The organism is Pseudogulbenkiania sp. MAI-1, assembly GCF_000527175.1.
GTDB lineage: Bacteria > Pseudomonadota > Gammaproteobacteria > Burkholderiales > Chromobacteriaceae > Pseudogulbenkiania.
In genome coordinates this window covers 1,160,697-1,177,492 of sequence record NZ_AZUR01000001.1, presented here as the reverse complement: position 1 = coordinate 1,177,492, position 16,796 = coordinate 1,160,697, and the positions used below count along the sequence as shown (strand labels likewise).

At 67.8% G+C, this 16,796-nt stretch carries 12 protein-coding genes; 4 read left to right on the top strand and 8 right to left on the bottom strand.

The window, feature by feature from the left end; genetic code table 11:
- Positions 1-82 precede the first annotated feature (82 nt).
- Together PSEMAI1_RS0105450 and pgi are read left to right on the top strand one after the other, a co-directional pair.
- Positions 83-1,129: a porin gene (locus tag PSEMAI1_RS0105450; protein WP_024301893.1), complete on the top strand. Its 1,047-nt coding sequence runs from the start codon at positions 83-85 to the stop codon at positions 1,127-1,129.
- A 94-nt stretch (positions 1,130-1,223) separates the two neighbouring features.
- The gene (pgi, locus tag PSEMAI1_RS0105445) at positions 1,224-2,927 is read left to right on the top strand and encodes a glucose-6-phosphate isomerase (RefSeq protein WP_024301892.1); all 1,704 of its coding nucleotides are present in this window, start codon (positions 1,224-1,226) and stop codon (positions 2,925-2,927) included.
- 76 nt (positions 2,928-3,003) lie between these two features.
- Here the strand turns inward: pgi and PSEMAI1_RS0105440 are convergent, their stop codons facing one another.
- The 4 genes from PSEMAI1_RS0105440 to pyk all read right to left on the bottom strand — a co-directional run bounded on the left by PSEMAI1_RS0105440 (position 3,004) and on the right by pyk (position 7,767).
- Positions 3,004-3,504: a heme-degrading domain-containing protein gene (locus PSEMAI1_RS0105440; RefSeq protein ID WP_024301891.1), complete on the bottom strand. Its 501-nt coding sequence runs from the start codon at positions 3,502-3,504 to the stop codon at positions 3,004-3,006.
- The gene (locus tag PSEMAI1_RS0105435; protein ID WP_024301890.1) at positions 3,501-4,562 is read right to left on the bottom strand and encodes an oxidoreductase; all 1,062 of its coding nucleotides are present in this window, start codon (positions 4,560-4,562) and stop codon (positions 3,501-3,503) included. The genes PSEMAI1_RS0105440 and PSEMAI1_RS0105435 overlap by 4 nt, the downstream gene beginning before the upstream one ends.
- Before the next feature lie 103 nt (positions 4,563-4,665).
- Positions 4,666-6,294 carry an NADP-dependent glyceraldehyde-3-phosphate dehydrogenase gene (locus PSEMAI1_RS0105430; RefSeq protein ID WP_024301889.1) on the bottom strand — a complete coding sequence of 543 codons (1,629 nt, stop codon included), beginning with the start codon at positions 6,292-6,294 and terminating at the stop codon, positions 4,666-4,668.
- Between the two features lie 42 nt (positions 6,295-6,336).
- Positions 6,337-7,767 (bottom strand): pyruvate kinase, encoded by a 1,431-nt coding sequence (pyk, locus tag PSEMAI1_RS0105425; protein ID WP_024301888.1) that lies wholly within the window; start codon positions 7,765-7,767, stop codon positions 6,337-6,339.
- A gap of 479 nt (positions 7,768-8,246) precedes the next feature.
- Here pyk and PSEMAI1_RS0105420 point away from each other — a divergent pair, with 479 nt between their 5' ends.
- A complete protein-coding gene (locus PSEMAI1_RS0105420; protein WP_024301887.1) occupies positions 8,247-8,900 on the top strand; it encodes an ATP-dependent Clp protease proteolytic subunit in 654 nt (217 codons plus the stop codon).
- 6 nt (positions 8,901-8,906) lie between these two features.
- Here the strand turns inward: PSEMAI1_RS0105420 and PSEMAI1_RS0105415 are convergent, their stop codons facing one another.
- Genes PSEMAI1_RS0105415 through PSEMAI1_RS0105400 form a run of 4 tightly spaced genes read right to left on the bottom strand, consistent with a single transcriptional unit; the run spans position 8,907 to position 15,228 of the window.
- Positions 8,907-10,271 carry an MBL fold metallo-hydrolase RNA specificity domain-containing protein gene (locus tag PSEMAI1_RS0105415; RefSeq protein WP_232219842.1) on the bottom strand — a complete coding sequence of 455 codons (1,365 nt, stop codon included), beginning with the start codon at positions 10,269-10,271 and terminating at the stop codon, positions 8,907-8,909.
- Complete coding sequence (locus PSEMAI1_RS0105410; RefSeq protein ID WP_024301885.1) at positions 10,268-11,122, bottom strand: formate/nitrite transporter family protein; 855 nt, start codon at positions 11,120-11,122, stop codon at positions 10,268-10,270. The genes PSEMAI1_RS0105415 and PSEMAI1_RS0105410 overlap by 4 nt, the downstream gene beginning before the upstream one ends.
- 24 nt (positions 11,123-11,146) lie before the next feature.
- Positions 11,147-13,804 carry a formate dehydrogenase subunit alpha gene (gene fdhF, locus PSEMAI1_RS0105405; RefSeq protein WP_024301884.1) on the bottom strand — a complete coding sequence of 886 codons (2,658 nt, stop codon included), beginning with the start codon at positions 13,802-13,804 and terminating at the stop codon, positions 11,147-11,149.
- Entirely contained in the window at positions 13,792-15,228 is a 1,437-nt protein-coding gene (locus PSEMAI1_RS0105400) for an NADH-quinone oxidoreductase subunit F (RefSeq protein ID WP_024301883.1), read from the bottom strand. The genes fdhF and PSEMAI1_RS0105400 overlap by 13 nt, the downstream gene beginning before the upstream one ends.
- 293 nt (positions 15,229-15,521) lie before the next feature.
- On the opposite strand from PSEMAI1_RS0105400, the gene PSEMAI1_RS0105395 reads away from it, so the two are divergent.
- Complete coding sequence (locus PSEMAI1_RS0105395; RefSeq protein ID WP_024301882.1) at positions 15,522-16,745, top strand: diphosphate--fructose-6-phosphate 1-phosphotransferase; 1,224 nt, start codon at positions 15,522-15,524, stop codon at positions 16,743-16,745.
- Positions 16,746-16,796 lie beyond the last annotated feature (51 nt).

Here is a 16,796-nt window from a genome sequence, read left to right as displayed (position 1 = left end):
TCGAAAGTCTTGCAAAGAAGAAATGATGGGTGAGTGCCCATCTTGTGTAGTGCCTTTTTACATAAGAGAACGGAGGAGAAATATGAAAACCAAAACCATGAACGTGAAAAACGTCGTGCTGGCTACTGCCGTACTGTCGCTGTTTTCCGGTGCCGCTCTGGCGGACGTCCGCATCATCGGCAAGATGGAAGCCGGTGTACAGCGCAAGAGCAATGTCGACGGCACCCATGTGAACGGCGTCAAGGACTTCGGTTCCGAAATCGACTTTGTCGGCAGCGAGGATCTCGGCGACGGGCTAAAGGCCATCTGGCAGATGAACAACAACGTGCATCTGGACGGCAGCCAGTCCGGTGACACCTTCGCCTCCGGCGACACCTTCGTCGGCCTGTCGGGCGCCTTCGGCGCGGTCAAGCTGGGGCACGGCATCAACGCCTACGGCGACGGCTACTGGAAGGCCAACTTCTTCGATCTCGGCGACCATGGTCCGGACCGCGGCATCGGTGGCGTGATCGGCCTGGGTGATGCCGGCGGGCAGAAGGGCGCGATCAAGTACGAAACGCCCAAGTTCGGCCAGTTCAACGCCGCCGCCAGCTGGGCGGCCGGCGAGAAGGGGAGCGGGAACACCGCCGGCAACGCCTGGGCACTGGGCGCCAACTTCGAAGGCGCCAGTTACGGTCTGCACGCCGGCTACAGCCGCCAGGACCTAGTCACTGGCGATGGTTCGGTCACCCCCTACGCCAACGCCGGCCACGCCACCGACTGGGTCGCCGCCGGCAAGCTGACGCCGCTGCAAGGGCTGACGCTGGCGGCGGAATACAACCAGTCCAAGCTGTCGACCACCGCCACGTCGATCGGCAGCCTGACCTCTGTGCCGGCCGACCCGGCGACCCAGAAGAGCCTGATGCTGCTGGCCGAGTACAAGCCGGACCGCCTCGCCCTGCGCGCCTCGGTGATGCGTACCAACAATTACAAGTACGACAGCGACAAGCGTCGAAACGAGTTCGTGCTGGGCACCAGCTACGACCTCTCCAAGCGCACCGCACTGCTGGCGGAATACCTGCGCAGCAAGGTGAACACCGATGACCGCGCCAGCAGCGAGCTGGTGATCGGCATGCACCACAGCTTCTAAAGCCGCGAAAACCCGGGGCGGTCCAAGAGCCGGCCCGGGTTCTCATGTCATGTTTATCCGACTTGTGTCGAGACTTCCGAATCAAGGAGAGACTGTGAGCAAGCTCACCCAACTGCCGGCCTGGCGCACACTGTGGAACCACTTTTCTCGCGCACGCGACTGGCACATGCGCGAGCTGTTCGCAGCCGACCCCGAGCGCGCCGAGCGCTACTGGCTGCAGGCCGAGGGCCTGACCCTCGACTACTCCAAGAACCGCATCAGCGACCAGACCCTGACCCTGCTGTTGCAACTGGCCGAAGAAGCCGGCCTGCCCGAACAGATCGAGGCGATGTTCCGCGGCGACAAGATCAACGGCACCGAGGGCCGCGCCGTGCTGCACGTGGCGCTGAGAAACCGGGCCAATACGCCGATGCTGGTCGACGGCGAGGACGTCATGCCCAAGGTCAACTCGGTGCTAGAGCGCATGGGGCGCTTCGCCCATGCGGTGCGTTCCGGCGAGTGGCTGGGCTACACCCGCCAGCCGATCACCGACATCGTCAACATCGGCATCGGCGGCTCGGACCTGGGCCCGCTGATGGTGTGCCAGGCGCTGCGCCCCTACGCCCACCCGCGCATGAACATGCACTTCGTCTCCAACGTCGACAGCTCGCAGCTCAAGGAAACGCTCAAGCGCGTGCATCCGGAGACCACGCTGTTCGTGATCGAATCGAAGACCTTCACCACCCAGGAAACCCTGACCAACGCCCTGACCGCGCGCGAGTGGTTCCTGCGCCAGGCGCGCGATGAGGCGGCGGTGGCCAAGCATTTCGTCGCGGTGTCGACCAACAAGCAGGCGGTGGCCGAGTTCGGCATCGACCCGGCCAATATGTTCGAGTTCTGGGACTGGGTGGGAGGCCGTTTCAGCCTGTGGTCGGCCATCGGCCTGCCGATCATGCTCTACCTGGGCGAGGAGAGCTTCCTCGACCTGCTGGACGGTGCGCACGGCATGGACCAGCACTTCCGCAACGCCCCGCTGGAAGCCAACATGCCGGTGATCCTGGCGCTGATCGGCATCTGGTACATCAACTTCTACGGCGGCGGCAGCCATGTGATCGCACCCTACGACCAGTACCTGCACCGCCTGCCGGCCTTCATCCAGCAGTTGGACATGGAATCGAATGGCAAGCAGACCTTGCGCGACGGCCAGCCGGTGGATTTCGAGACCGCGCCGATCATCTGGGGCGAGACCGGCATCAACGGCCAGCATGCCTTCTTCCAGCTGCTGCACCAGGGCACCCACACCTCGCCGATCGACCTGATCGCCTCGCTGGAGAACCGCAGCTCGCTGCCCGGCCACCACGAGATTTTGCTCGCCAACCTGTTCGCCCAGGCCGAGGCCTTCATGCGCGGCAAGACCGCGGACGAAGTGCGCGCCGAGCTGGCGGCACAGGGGCTGAAGGGCGAAGCGCTGGAAAAGCTGGTGCCGCACAAGGTGTTCGGCGGCAACCGCCCCTCCAACACCCTGCTGATGACCCGCCTCGACCCGCGCCACCTGGGCGCGCTGATCGCGCTCTACGAGCACAAGATCTTCGTGCAGGGCGCGATCTGGGGCATCAACAGCTTCGACCAGTGGGGAGTCGAGTTGGGCAAGCAGCTCGCCAAGACCATCCACGCCGAACTCTCCGGCAAACGCGGCCCGGCCGAGCACGACAGCTCGACCGCCAGGCTGATCGCGTTCTACCGTCAGGTGAACGGCGCCGAGCCGGAGCCCACCCCGGCACCGGCGAAACCGAGCCAGGCACAGCCGCAGGAAGCCTAAGCCACCGCTGGCCCGCAAAAAAGCCCGTCGCGAAGACGGGCTTTTTGCTGCGGCCGCAGTGGGCGGGCTTGAGGGTTCAATCCAGCGCCAGCTCGGCCAGCGGCAGGCCGAGGCAGTCCGCCAGCACCGAGATGATCAGCGCGTGATCCTCGCGCTGCGGCAGGCCGGAAACGGTGATGGTGCCGATGCAGCCACAGCCAGCCAGGCGCAGCGGAAAGCTGCCGCCGTGCGCGGCATAGTCGCGCGTGGCGAGCCCGAGCTTGGTTTCCAGCGTCTGGCCGTCGCGCTGCAAAGCCAAGCCGATGGCGTAGGAGCTCTTGTGCTGCAGCTCGACCAGGTTGCGCTTGCGCCGCGCCCAGTCGGCATTGAGCGGGGTGGTGCCGGCCATCGCGTGGAAGAACACCGTCTGGCCGGCGAGCCGGATCTCGAGCGCCAGCGCGGCACTCCGCGCCTCGGCAGCAGTCTTGAGCCGGCATCCCAGCTCCCAGGCGGTGGCGCCGTCGAAATGGCTGAACTGCAACCGCGCCTCCTGCAGGGTGATGCGGGCGAGGTCGGCTTCGATGTCAAACTGGCTCATGCGACAGCCCCCTCGGTGGCGAACGGCACCTCCCTCCCCTCGGCGGCGCTCAAGCAGCCGGCCTCGATCACGCGCATCACGGCGATGGCGTCGGCGGCCGGCACCGGGTTGGCCGCACCGTACCGGATGGCGTCGCGCAGCGCCGCGTAGTAGGCAGGGTAGTCGCCGCGCCGCGTCGGCACGGTTTTGTGACGAGGCTGGCCGTCGCACCAGATGGTGAGCGTGCCGTCGCGCGGGTCCGTGCCCCAGTCGGCCGACGGCGGAAACAGCCCGGCCTTGAGCGTGGCTTCCTGCTCGTCGAGCCCATGCTTGAGGTAGCTCGCGGCGGTGCCGTGCACGGCGAAGCGCGCCCCCGGCTCGGCGGTCAGCGTGCTGGCGTGCAGGATCACCTGCAGCCGGTCGTAGCGCAGCAGCGCGTGGAAGTAGTCGTCCACCTCGGCGCCGTCGCGCAGCGTGGCACGGGTCAGAGTGACGCCCAAGGGGTGGCCGAACAAGCACAGCGCCTGGTCGATCAGGTGCGGCCCCAGGTCGTACCACAGCCCGGACCCGGCGCTCGCCGCGCTCTCGCGCCAACGCTGCGGCACCTCCGGGCGGTAACGGTCGAAGTGCGACTCGAACTGCACCACACGGCCGAGCCGGCCCTCATCGAGCAGCGCCTTCAGCGTCAGGAAGTCGGCGTCCCAGCGCCGGTTGTGGAACACCGACAACACGCGATCGGCCTCTCGCGCCAGCGCCTCCAGCTCACGGGCTTCGGCCACGGTGACGGTAAACGGCTTGTCCACCACCACGTGCTTGCCCGCCATCAACGCGGCACGCGCCAGCGGGTAGTGGGTCTCGTTCGGGGTCGGGATGACGACGAGGTCGATGTCGGCGCGCGCGAACAGCGCCTCGGGCGTCGCTTCGACCTCGAGCGACGGGCGCTCGGCGCGCACCTCGGTCGGCCGGCGGCTGCTGACGGCGACCAGCTCGAGACCAGGGGTGGCGACGATCAGCGGGGCGTGGAAGGTCTTGGCGGCGCTGCCGTAACCGACCAGTCCGACGCGTAGGGGATGGGGCATGGGCTAGTCCTTGCAAAAACAGAAACCCTGCCGAGTCGACAGGGTTGCGGAAAAAGGCCCTCCAGGCGGGCATCGGCCAGGCTGGAGGGCTGTCTCATGCAGCTTACAGAATGAAGCGCGTATTGATGAAGTTCGACTCATTCGACAACACAATCGCATCCAAGAGCTTTTTGCTCGCCTCGGTCTCTTTCGCCGCCACCATCGAGCGGATCGAGAAGGCGCGCAGTGCGTCGTGCACCGACAGCGTCCCCTCCGCCGAATCCTTGCGCCCGGCGAACGGGAACACGTCCGGACCGCGCTGGCACTGGCAGTTGATGTTCACGCGGCAGACCTGGTTCACCAGCGGATCGACCAGCGCGGCGATCTGGTGCGGGTCGGTGCCGAACAGGCTCACCTGTTGGCCGTAGTCCGAGCTGATCACGTAGTCCAGCGCGTCCTCGATGTCCTCGAACGGCGCCACCGGGATCACTGGGCCGAACTGTTCCTCACGGTACAGCTTCATGCCTTCCTTGACCGGGAACACCACCGCCGGGTGGAACAGCGTCTCGGCCACCTTGCCGCCGCCCTCGTTGATCACTTTGGCCCCCTTGGCCTTGGCGTCCTCGACGCACTCGGTCAGGTAGCGGCACTTTTCCTGGTCCGGCAGCGGCGTCACCATCACGCCCTTTTCCCACGGCATGCCGACCTTGAGCGCGTTGACCGCCTCGCTGAAGCGGCGCAGGAAGGATTCGGCGACGGATTGGTGTACCAGGATCATCTTGATGGCGGTGCAGCGCTGGCCGTTGAACGACAGCGAGCCGGCGATGCATTCCTTCACCGCGAGGTCCAGGTCGGCGTCGGGCAGGATGATGGCGGCGTTCTTGGCATCAAGCCCGAGCACCGCGCGCAGGCGGTTGGACTTGGGGTGCGCCTTCTTGAGCTGGTCGGCCACGCGGCTGGAGCCGATCAGCGCCAGCACGTTGATCTTGCCGCTGCTCATCAGGTGCGGCACCAGTTCCGAGCCCTTGCCGTACACGGTGTTGATCACCCCGGCCGGGAAGGCGCTGCGGAACGCTTCGAGCATCGGGTAGTACAGCAGCGTGCCGAACTTGGGCGGCTTCAGCAGTACCACGTTGCCCATGATCAGCGCCGGGATCAGCGTGGTAAAGGTTTCGTTCATTGGGTAGTTGTACGGCCCCAGGCACAGCGTGATGCCGAGCGGGGAGCGGCGGATCTGGCCGATGGTGCCGTCGACGATCTGGAAGCGCGAGTTGTCGTTGTCGAGCTTCTTCAGCGCATCGATGGTGTCCTTGATGTAAACGATGGTGCGGTCGAATTCCTTCTCGGAGTCGGGCAGGCTCTTGCCGATCTCCCACATGATCAGGTTCACGATCTCGCGGCGCTTGGCCAGGATCTGGCGGGTGAATTCCTCGACGCAGCCGATGCGTTCGGCCACCGACATGGTGGGCCAGGCGCCGCGGCCGTTGTCGTAGGCGGCCACCGCGGCGGCCAGCGCTTCGTCGGCTTCTTCCTTGCCGGTGACCGGGATGCTGCCGATCTCGACGCGGGCCAGTTCGCCGTTGGGCTGGCGGGTGTAGACCGGCGACAGCACGGCGCGCGTCTCGCCGTGCCACATCTTGAGCTGGCCGTTCACCAGCAGGGTGCGCTGGTGCAGCGGGGCGAGGATCTGGCAGTCGGCCGGTACGGCGCTTTCGTCGGGAAACAGGGCTTGCAGTCGTTCGATGGTGTTCACTCTCAATGTCCTTTGTGTGCAGTGTGTGTGAGCGGTGGGGGCTTACTCCGGCCAGACCACGCGTAGCAGGTTGGTCGAGCCCGGGGTGCCGAACGGGATGCCGGCCACCACGATCAGCGGCTTGCCGACCTGGTAGTAGCCGGTGCTCTTGGCGGCGGCGCAGGCCTTCTCCACCATGTCCTCGACGTTCTTGGCGTCTTCGGTGGCGTAGGAGGTCACGCCCCACAGCAGCGCGAGCTGGCGCGCCACGGTGCGGTTCGGGGTCAGGCTCAGGATCGGCGAGGCCGGGCGCTCGTGGGCGACGCGGAAGGCGGTGGCGCCGGAGGTGGTGTAGGTGATGGTGGCGCCCACCGGCAGCACCCCGGCCACGGTCTGGATCGCCGCGCCGATGGCGTCGGTGGAGTTGGCGAGGTGGCGCGTGGTGACCGCCTGCATCAGCTGGCGCTGCAGCGGGTCGCTCTCGGTGTGGCGGATGATGCGCTCCATCATTGATACCGCCTCGGCCGGGTAGTGGCCGGCGGCGGATTCGGCCGACAGCATCACGGCGTCGACGCCGTCGTACACCGCCGTGGCGACGTCGGAGGCTTCGGCGCGGGTCGGCGCCGGCGCCTTGATCATCGATTCGAGCATCTGGGTGGCGACCACCACCGGCTTGCCGGCTTCGCGGCACAGCCGCACGATGCGCTTCTGGATCGACGGCACTTCTTCCGGCGGCATTTCCACGCCCAGGTCGCCGCGCGCCACCATGATGGCGTCGGCCACCTCGATGATCGCCTCGATGTTCTGCACCGCCAGCGGCTTCTCGATCTTGGCCATCAGCTTGGCGCGCCCGCCGATCAGCTCGCGCACTTCGAGCACGTCTTCCGGGCGCTGCACGAAGGACAGCGCCACCCAGTCCACCCCCAGCTCCAGGCCGAATTCGAGGTCGCGGCGGTCCTTGGCCGACAGCGCCGACACGGCCAGCGCGGCGTCGGGCACGTTGACGCCCTTGCGGTCGGAGATGATGCCGCCCACCAAGGCCGTGGTGTCGATACGGTCGGCGTGCACGGCGGTGACTTGAAAGCGCAGCTGGCCATCGTTCACCAGCAGGATGTCGCCCACCTTGGTCGCGGCGAAGATTTCGGGATGCGGCAGACAGACGCGCTGGTTGTTGCCCGGCTCGGGGTTGCGGTCGAAGCTGAAGCTCTGCCCGGCTTCCAGTTCAGCCTGGCCGTCGGCGAAGCTCCACACGCGCAGCTTGGGGCCCTGCAGGTCGAGCAGCACGCCGATCGGGCGGCCGGAGGCCTGTTCGACCTGGCGCACCGCGGTGAAGCGGGCGGCGTGGTCCTCGTGCGCGCCGTGGCTGAAGTTGAGGCGGAACACGTCGGCGCCGGCGTCGTGCAGCGCGGCGATGGTCTCGACCGTGCTGCTCGCCGGCCCCAGCGTGGCGATGATCTTGGTGCCACGGTTATGGCGTTCGCTGCATGTACCCATGCTCACTCCTCCTTGTTTTGATGTAGTTGAACTACATTGAAATCGATTCCATAACAACTGTCAACAGACATCACCCGGCCCTGTTCCACACGGCTGACATCCGTACCAAAAACTCAAGTAAATTCTTCAATATCAACCAATTAAAACAAAACAATCTGCCGTGACAGCACCTCCTCACCGCCATAAAGCCGCACTGCCGGCGCATTTCGCCACAGGAGGGAATGCGCACGATTCCGATCGAGTATATTTGTAGTAAAACTACTACGCAACCGTTAATGGCATGGCTCCGGCAAGGCGGGACAAGGCACGCAACAAGCGTGTCGCAGCAACAAGGGAAGAACGTCCGCGACAGGGGGCGCGGCGAGCCTTGGCGGCCCGGCAGAATAAGGGGAAAGCACACGGCGCGCCCGGCGCGAATGCATGGCCGCCTGCTGAAATGGGCTCTAAGATGGAATCATGGTCAGCACCACGGAGACACCATGACCAAACCGACCATCAGCGTCCAGGGCGAACCGGGCGAGGACCAACCCGAGCCCCCGGTGTTCCAGGGACTGACACGCTACGAAATACGCTCGCAGCTGAGCGAAATTTCCTTCTACCTGTGCGGCGAAATCCAGGCCTCGCACTTTTACACCAATCTGTTCTACACGCTGCGCAGCGCCAGCGAGACCGACATCATCTACCTGCACCTCAACACCATCGGCGGCGACTTCGACACCGGCATGCAGATCATCAACAACATGCAGTCTTCCTGCGCCCACGTCATCACCGTGCTCGAGGCACGCGCCTATTCCATGGGAGCGCTGATTTTCCTGGCCGGAGACGAACTGGAGGTGCAGGACAACTGCCAGCTGATGTTCCACATCTACTCGGGAACCTTCGCCGGCCGGGGAACCGAGCAGCAGGCACAGATCCAGGCGGTGAGCAGCTGGTTCGAGAAGGTGATGCAGCGCATCTGCCAGCCCTTCCTCAGCACGGCGGAGGTCGACAAGGTGCTCAAAGGGGCGGATGTCTGGATGGACTCGGACGAGATCCGGCGTCGCCTGAGCCGCCTGCAGCGCGCACCGGCCAAGCCGACTGCGCTGCGCCGCAGCCGCAAGAACAACGCGCCCGACGCCGAACCCGGCAACTAACTGCCCTCAATCCAGCTGCTGCGTCATGCCGTGCTCCGGTACCGAACAGGGCCAACGCAGCTCGGTGGCGATGCGGCGCCGCAGCGTGTCCGAGGCCACCGGTTCGCCGTGTACGACGAAGGTCTGGCGTGGCGGGCGTTCGAAACCGCCAAGCCAGGCCAGGATCTCGCCGGCATCGGCGTGCGCCGACAGGTTCTCCAGCGCCACCACCTCGGCGCGGATCGGCACCTCCTCGCCGTGGATGCGTACCGACTCCGCCCCGCCGACGATCGCCGCTCCGCGTGTTCCGCCGGCCTGGAAACCCGAGAACAGGATGGTGTTGCGCGCGTAGGGGGCGAAGGCCTTGAGGTGGTGCAGCACCCGCCCGCCGGTGGCCATGCCGCTGGCCGAGATGATGATGGCCGGCTCGGTCCGCTCGTTGAGCTGCTTGGATTCCTCGACCGTCTGCACGATATGGGCCACCCGGCACATGCCTTCGCACTCCGTGGGCGAGAGCCGGTGCTCGCTGCGGAAGCGGTGGTAGAGCCCGGTGGCGTCGGTCGCCATCGGACTGTTGAGAAACACCGGCAGCCCGGCCGGGATCGCACCGGACTGCTTCAGCCGGTACAGGTAATACATCAGCGCCTGGGCGCGTCCCACGGCGAAGGACGGAATCAAGGTGATGCCGTGGCGTGCCGTGGTGCGCCGGATGATCTCGGCCAGCACCTGGGCGGCATCCTCCGGCGGATGGCGGCGATCGCCATAGGTCGACTCCACCAGCAGGTAATCGGCATGGGCGACACATTCCGGCGCCACCATGATCGGGTCGTTGGGGCGCCCCAGATCGCCGGAACACAGCAGCGTCACGCCGCCGGCGGCGATTTCCACCATGGCGGCGCCGAGGATGTGCCCGGCCGGGCGCAGCGTGACGCTGATCCCGCGGGCCACCTCGCAGGGCCGATGCCAGGGGATCGCCTGCAAGGCCTGCAGCGAACGTTCGGCATCGGCCACGGTATAGAGCGGCAGCGCCGGGCTGTGCTTGGAAAAGCCGTGACGGTTGGCGTACTCGGCCTCCTCCTCCTGCAAGTGCCCGCTGTCCGGCAACAGAATCTCGGACAGGGCGCACGTGCCCTCGCTGGCATAGACCGGGCCGGCAAAGCCGTCGCGTACCAGCACGGGCAAATAGCCGCTATGATCGAGGTGGGCGTGGGTCAGCACCACGGCATCGAGGCGGGCGGGCTCGAACGGCAGCCGGGCCCAGTTGCGCAGCCGCAGCTGCTTGAAGCCCTGGAACAGCCCGCAATCCACCAGCACGCGCGCGCCGCCGTGCTCCACCAGGAACTTGCTGCCGGTCACGGTGCCCACCGCGCCGAGAAAGGTGATGCGCATCATTCGCTCCCACGATCGGCCGGGACAGGCGCCGTCACGCCCGCCCCGCGCCGGTAGATCAGGTAATACACCAGCGCCACCAGCACGCTGCCGCCCAGCAGGTTGCCGGCGATGACCGGCAGCAGGTTGCGCAGCAAGCCGCCCCAGCCGATGGCGTCGGCAAACGGGATCGCCGTGCCGACGCCGTCCTTGAGCAGCATCGCCAGCGGGATCAGGTACATGTTGGCGATGCTGTGCTCGAAGCCAGCGGCGACGAAGGCCGAGATCGGAAACACCACGGCCACCATCTTGTCGGTGACGCTGCGCCCGGCCATGGCCATCCACACCGCGAGGCAGACCAGCACGTTGCACAGCGCCCCGCGCCAGAACAGCGTGGCGAGCGGCGCGGAACACTTGGCGGCGGCCAGCCGCACCACCTGCTCGGCCACCAGACCCTGGTTCAGGGCGGGGTGCCCGGCCAGCCACACCATCACCGCGAGACCGGCCGCCCCGACGAAGTTGGCCAGACACACCACCAGCCAGTTCTTCAGCAACAGCCCGGTGCCGATGCGGCCGTCGGCCCAGGCCATGGCGAGCAGGTTGTTGCCGGTAAACAGCTCGGCGCCCGCCACCACCACCAGCAGCAACCCGAGCGAGAACACCAGTCCGCCCAGCACCCGGCTGGCGGCGAAGCCGAGCGTGGGGTCGCTCATCACCAGCACGAAATAGAGCGCGCCCAGGCCGATGAAGGCGCCGGCCAGCACGCCCAGCGGCACCATCTGCCGCAACGGCAGCCGCGCCTTGGCGACGCCGACCTTCTCCACCCGCTCGGCGATCTCGGCCGGCGAAAAGGCGTCGAAACCGTAAATCTCCATGCGCCCTCCCCTCGTCGCCCGCCTTCAGGCGGACACCCGCTCCACCCGCACCGCGGTGACCTTGTACTCCGGCGTCTGCACCTTGCTGTCGCGCACCGACGAGGTCAGCCGGTTCACCATCAGGTCGGCGCGGTGGAAGGTGGCGAACAACTGCCCCGGCGGCACCCTGTCGGTGATGCGCAGCGGCAGCACCACCGCCCCGTAGCGGCTGCGCACCCGTACCGGTTCGCCGTCGATGAGGCCGAGGCGGGTGGCGTCGGCCGGTGCCATGTCCAGCGTGTCGCTCGGGCGCAACGCCGCGTTGGGGGTGCGGGAGCTCAGGGTGCCGGCGTTGAAGTGGTAGAGCGAACGGCCGGTGCTGAGCAGCAGCGGGTAGTTCTCGTCGGTCTGTTCCGGTGTCGGCAGGTAGGGAATGGTCGCCAGCATGGCGCGCTTGCCGATGGCGAAACGCGACTGGTGCAGCACCGGCGTGCCGGGATGCCGCTCGTCCGGGCAGGGCCAGTGCAGGCTCTCCCGTTCCAGCCGCCGGTAGCTGAGCCCGGTGCCGTCCGGCCACAGCGCGCGCACCTCGTCCCAGATCGCTTCCGGGCCGTCGAAGGCGAACCCCTCCGCCCGCCCGAGCCGCGCCGCCAGCTGCTGGATGATCCACCAGTCGGGCCGGGCCTCGGCCGGCGGCGGCACCACCTGGCGGATGCGCTGCACGCGCCGGTCCGAATTCATGAAGGTGCCGTCGCGTTCGAGGAACGACGCCGCCGGCAGGAACACACTGCCGAAGGCCTTGGCGGTCTCGTTGAGGAACAGATCCTGAATGATCACCAGTTCGAGACGGGACAAGGCCTCGCTGGTCTCGTCGGCATGCGCCAGCGACTGGTAGATGTCGTAGCCGAATGCCCACAACGCCTTGAGCCCGCCCTCCGCCGCCGCGTCGATCATCTGCAGCAGGTTGAGACCGCGACGGGCCGGCAGGGGCACGCCCCAGACCGCTTCGAAACGCGGCCCGGCTTCCTTGAACGACTGTGCCCCGGTCAGCGTCGCCGGGTCGCAGCCCATCTGCGCCGCCCCCTGCACGTTGTTCTGGCCGCGCAAGGGGTTGATGCCGGCCCCGGCCCGCCCCAGGTTGCCGGTCAAGAGCGCCAGGTTGATCAGCGCCATCACCCCATCGGTGCCCTGCAGGTGCTCGGTCACGCCGAGGCCGTGGAAGCACATCGCCGGCCGGCCGGCGGCATAGAGGCGCGCCGCGGCGCGGATGTCAGCGGCGGCCACGCCGCATTCGATGGCGACCCGTTCCGGTGCGTAACCGGTGATGAACTCGGCGAACTCCTCCAGCCCGCTGACGCGCTCGTCGATGAAGCGCGCATCGAACAGGTCTTCCTCGATCAGCGTCGCCGCCATGGCGTTGAACAGCAGCACGTTGCAGCCCGGCCTCGGCGCCAGGTGCACGTCGGCCAGTTCGGCCAGCTCGGTGCGGCGCGGGTCGATCACCACCAGCCCGGCGCCTTTCAGCACCGCCTGCCTGATGCGCGCGCCGACCACCGGATGGTTCTCGGTCGGGTTGGCGCCGCAGACCAGGAAGGCGCCGGCCTGTTCGATGTCGTCGAAGTTGTTGCTCGCCGCACCGGTGCCGAGCATGGTCTTGAGCGCCTTGGCGCTCGGCGTGTGGCAGACGCGCGCGCAGCAATCGACGTTGTTGGTGCCGAGCACCACGCGGGCGAACTTCTGCGCCAGGTAGTTCTCCTCGTTGGTGGCGCGCGCCGACCCCAGCACGCCGATGGCGTCCGGTCCGTGCCGGGCGACGATGGCCTTGAGCCTCCCGGCGGTGAAGTCGAGCGCCTCGTCCCAGCTCACCGTGCGCCAACCGCCGGCGTCGCGGAGCATCGGATGGGTGATGCGATCGGGGGCGTGGTTGAACTCGAAGGCGTAGCGCCCCTTGACACACAGGTGGCCCCGGTTGACCGGGCTCGCCGCCGGGCGCACTGCCACCACGCGCCCATCGCGCCTGCCCACCTCCATCTGGCAGCCCACCGCGCAGTAGACGCAGGTGGTGCGCGTCCAGGCCTCCGGCTCCGCCGTCACCCGCTTGTCGTAGAGCGCCCCGCTCGGACAGCTGTCGACGCAGGCGCCGCAGCTGACGCAGCCGCCCTCCAGCAAGGAGGGACCGTGCGCCGGCGCCATGCGCATCGCCGTGCCGCGCTGCCACGCCTCCCACACGAACTGTCCCTGGACCTGTTCGCAGATGCGCAGGCAGCGCTGGCAATCGATGCAGCGCGTCATGTCGACGCCGATGTAGGGATGGCTGTCGTCGACGAACAACCCGTCGCGCAGCCGGTTGCCCGGCTCCACGTCGTGGCGGGCGAGCAGGCGGTGGAACGGGTGCCCCGGTTCGGCCTCGAGCGCCGCCGCCGGGTAGTTCTCGGCCAACAGCTGCAAGTGGGTACGGCGCAAGGCACGCAGCGCCGGGGTGTCGGTGCGGACCACCATGCCGGCCTCGGCTTGGCAGGTACAGCTCGCCACCGGCCGCGGCTGGCCGTCGATCTCGACCAGGCACAGCCGGCAGCCGCCGTGCGGCGCCAGCCGCGGGTCATGGCACAGATGCGGCACCTCCACCCCGGCCTGCAACAGCACCTCGAGCAACAGTCCCGGCTCGCAGGTATGGGCCACGCCGTCGATGGTCAACTGAAGCATGCCTGCCACTCCTCCGGAAAATGGGTCGCCACGGCTTGGGCGAACTCGGCCAGGCCGCGACCGTGGCCGCACAGGCTGGCGGCACCGAGCGCCTCGAGCAAATCCTGGCAGCGCGCCCTGTCGATGCGCCCGCCGGCCAGCGCCGACGCGAACATCCGCGCCAGCTCCGGCGTGCCGCGCTGGCACGGCGTGCACTTGCCGCACGACTCCCACGCCCCGAAGCGGAATACCTCGGCCACGATGGCGATGAGCGGGGTGTCGTCGGTGAAGGCGATCACGCCACCGTGACCCACGGCGCAGCCGATGGCCTGCATCTCCTCGTAGCCCAGCGGCGTGGCCAACAGCGGGGGCGGCACGATGCCGGCCAGCGGCCCACCCACCATCACCCCCTTGAGCCGGCCGCAGCGCAGGCCGCCGCCCAGCGTATCGACCACCTCGGAGAGCGGCAGGCCGAACTCGACCTCGTACAGCCCCGGCCACCGGAACAGCGAGTTGAGCGACAACAGCTTGGTGCCGCGACTCTGCGAAAAGCCGAGCGCGGCGTAGGCGGCGGCGCCGTGCTCGACGATCCACGGCAGCGCGCACAGGGTCTCGACGTTGTGCAGCAGCGTCGGCGCGCCGAACAGGCCCTGCGCGGTGATCTGCGGCGGACGCAGGCGAACCTCGGGGCGGCGTCCTTCCAGCGCGTTGAGCAGCGCGGTTTCCTCGCCGCACAGATAGCTGCCGGCACCGATCGCCAGCTCGGCGTCGAAGCCTTCCCCGAGCCAGCCGGCCCGGCGCGCCTCATCGAGGGCCTGGGCCAGCCGGGCGGCCGCCAGCGGATACTCCTTGCGCAAATAAATGTAGCCGCGCCCCGCGCCGACGGCATGGGCGGCGATGATCATCGCCTCGATGAGGCGGAACGGGTCGTCCTCGATCAGCAGGCGGTCGGAGAACGCGCCGGGATCCCCCTCGTCGGCGTTGACCACCAGGTACTTGTGTGGGGCCGTCGCCGCGGCCACCGCCTGCCATTTGCGCCCGGCCGGAAAGCCGGCCCCGCCCCGGCCGCGCAGGCGGCTCTCCTCCACCATCCGCACCAGGGTCCTCGGCGCCATGGCCAACGCATGCATGCGCGCCCTCCCCCCGCCGCGCGCCTCGTAGCCCGCCAGATCGTGCACGCCGCCGGCCAGCAGGTTGTCGAGCAGCACGGTCTGCCGGCTGTGCGCCGCGACATGGGGGCGGGGGTCGTGATCGCTGTCGCTGGGCCCGGCATAGCACTTGCCGAGGCAGTACACCGACGGTTCGGCCGCGGCGGCGGCCCACTTGGCCGGGGCATCGGCGCGGGCCGCGAAACAGGCCAGTCCGCGGCAGCAGCGTCCGGCCAGCGGCGTTTCGGCAAGATGATAGAAAGTGTGGGCGGCCAGATGCCGGGGTGGCGCTCTCATGGTGAATTTCCCTGCCGGGCGAGGCTTTACCAATTCAGTCTAGTCAAGGACCACCCCCTCGCCCGGCATCAGATCAAACTTTCTTCCATTTTTCGCCGGCACGGGCGGCAGCAACCCGGCCCGGAACACCTGCCGGCGTTTGTTATAGTGAGGAGAAGGGCGAGACAGCCGCCCCTCAGACAGGGATGGCCGGCTGCAGGGCAGGGCATGCCGATCTCCCCTGGCCGGCTTCGTGCGCTTGCCGCGGGAGGGGCGGCTTGCCGAACGAAGCAAGCCACATCGGGAGGGCGGGGATGTCAGCATCGCGTGTGCTGTATCTGCAATCGGGCGGGCCGACGGTGGTGGTCAATGCCTCGGCGCAAGGAGTGATCGAGGCGGCGCGTCAGGCCGGCGTGTCGCTGTGCGCGGCCCGCCACGGCCTGACCGGCCTGCGCCGGGGCGAGCTGCTCGACCTGGACGCCGTACCGCGCCGGCAATGGCAGCGCCTGTCCACCCTACCCGGCACCTGTTTTGGCTCCAGCCGCGAGATGCTGCCGCCGTTCGACGAAGCGCCGGACAGCTGGCGGCAACTGCGCCGCGTGCTGGCCGGGGCCGGCATCGGCACGATCCTGCTCAACGGCGGCAACGGCTCCATGGAAACAGCCCGGCGGCTCACCCAGCTGGGCCAGGAACTGGACTATCCGCTGCAAGTCATCGGCATCCCCAAGACCATCGACAACGACCTGCTCGGCACCCACTTCAGCCCCGGCTACCCATCCGCGGCCAAGTACCTGGCCGCCTCGGTGCGAGAACTGGCGCTCGACCTGGCCAGCCTCGGCCCGGGGCGGGTGCAGTTGCTGGAAACCATGGGCCGCAACGCCGGCTGGCTGGCCGCCAGTTGTGCCGCCGCGGCGCTCCATCCTGGCGAGGCGCCGCATCTCTTGTTGCTGCCCGAGGTCCCCTACCAGCCGGCACGCCTGCTCGATGCGCTCGACGACTGCATGCGGCGCCACGGCCATGCCTTGCTGATAGTGGCCGAGGGACTGCGCCATGCCGACGGCACCCTGCTGGCCGAACAACCCTATGCGCCTGGCTCGTCCTTCCAGCAATTGGGAGGAGCAGCACAACGCGTGGCCGACTACCTGATACGGCAACGCGGATTGCACGCCCACGTGGCGGTGGCTGACTGCATGCAGCGCGCGGCGCGTCATCTCGCCTCGGCGCTTGATCTCAGGCTGGCGCAGCAAGCGGGGCGCACGGCGCTGCAATGGGCGCAGCAAGGGCAAAGCGGGATCATGGTAGGACTGCGGCAAGCCGCGACCGGCGCCGGCTGGGAAACCGTCGCGGTGCCGCTTGCCGAGGTGGGCGGCGCCGAGCGTCTGCTTCCCCCCGCCTTCATCGGGGCGGACGGCTTCTCGGTCAGCCCGGCGTTTCTCGACTATCTGCGACCGCTGCTGCAAGGCGAAGTATGGCCGCCCTTTGCCGCCGGCCTGCCGGTCTATCCGCCGCTCGACTGGCCCCCTTTGCGCTGGCAATAGGGCGCTGACCTTCCCTTTCAAGGCGGCGGCCCATAGAAAAGCGCCCCTCCA

What these genes read in the sequence shown, in the direction of transcription:
- PSEMAI1_RS0105450 (WP_024301893.1), top strand. Translation starts at nt 83, where the DNA reads ATGAAAACCAAAACCATGAACGTGAAAAACGTCGTGCTGGCTACTGCC.
- PSEMAI1_RS0105440 (WP_024301891.1), bottom strand. Translation starts at nt 3,504, where the DNA reads ATGAGCCAGTTTGACATCGAAGCCGACCTCGCCCGCATCACCCTGCAG.
- PSEMAI1_RS0105435 (WP_024301890.1), bottom strand. Translation starts at nt 4,562, where the DNA reads ATGCCCCATCCCCTACGCGTCGGACTGGTCGGTTACGGCAGCGCCGCC.
- pyk (WP_024301888.1), bottom strand. Translation starts at nt 7,767, where the DNA reads ATGGGTACATGCAGCGAACGCCATAACCGTGGCACCAAGATCATCGCC.
- PSEMAI1_RS0105420 (WP_024301887.1), top strand. Translation starts at nt 8,247, where the DNA reads ATGACCAAACCGACCATCAGCGTCCAGGGCGAACCGGGCGAGGACCAA.
- PSEMAI1_RS0105415 (WP_232219842.1), bottom strand. Translation starts at nt 10,271, where the DNA reads ATGATGCGCATCACCTTTCTCGGCGCGGTGGGCACCGTGACCGGCAGC.
- PSEMAI1_RS0105410 (WP_024301885.1), bottom strand. Translation starts at nt 11,122, where the DNA reads ATGGAGATTTACGGTTTCGACGCCTTTTCGCCGGCCGAGATCGCCGAG.
- fdhF (WP_024301884.1), bottom strand. Translation starts at nt 13,804, where the DNA reads ATGCTTCAGTTGACCATCGACGGCGTGGCCCATACCTGCGAGCCGGGA.
- PSEMAI1_RS0105400 (WP_024301883.1), bottom strand. Translation starts at nt 15,228, where the DNA reads ATGAGAGCGCCACCCCGGCATCTGGCCGCCCACACTTTCTATCATCTT.
- PSEMAI1_RS0105395 (WP_024301882.1), top strand. Translation starts at nt 15,522, where the DNA reads ATGTCAGCATCGCGTGTGCTGTATCTGCAATCGGGCGGGCCGACGGTG.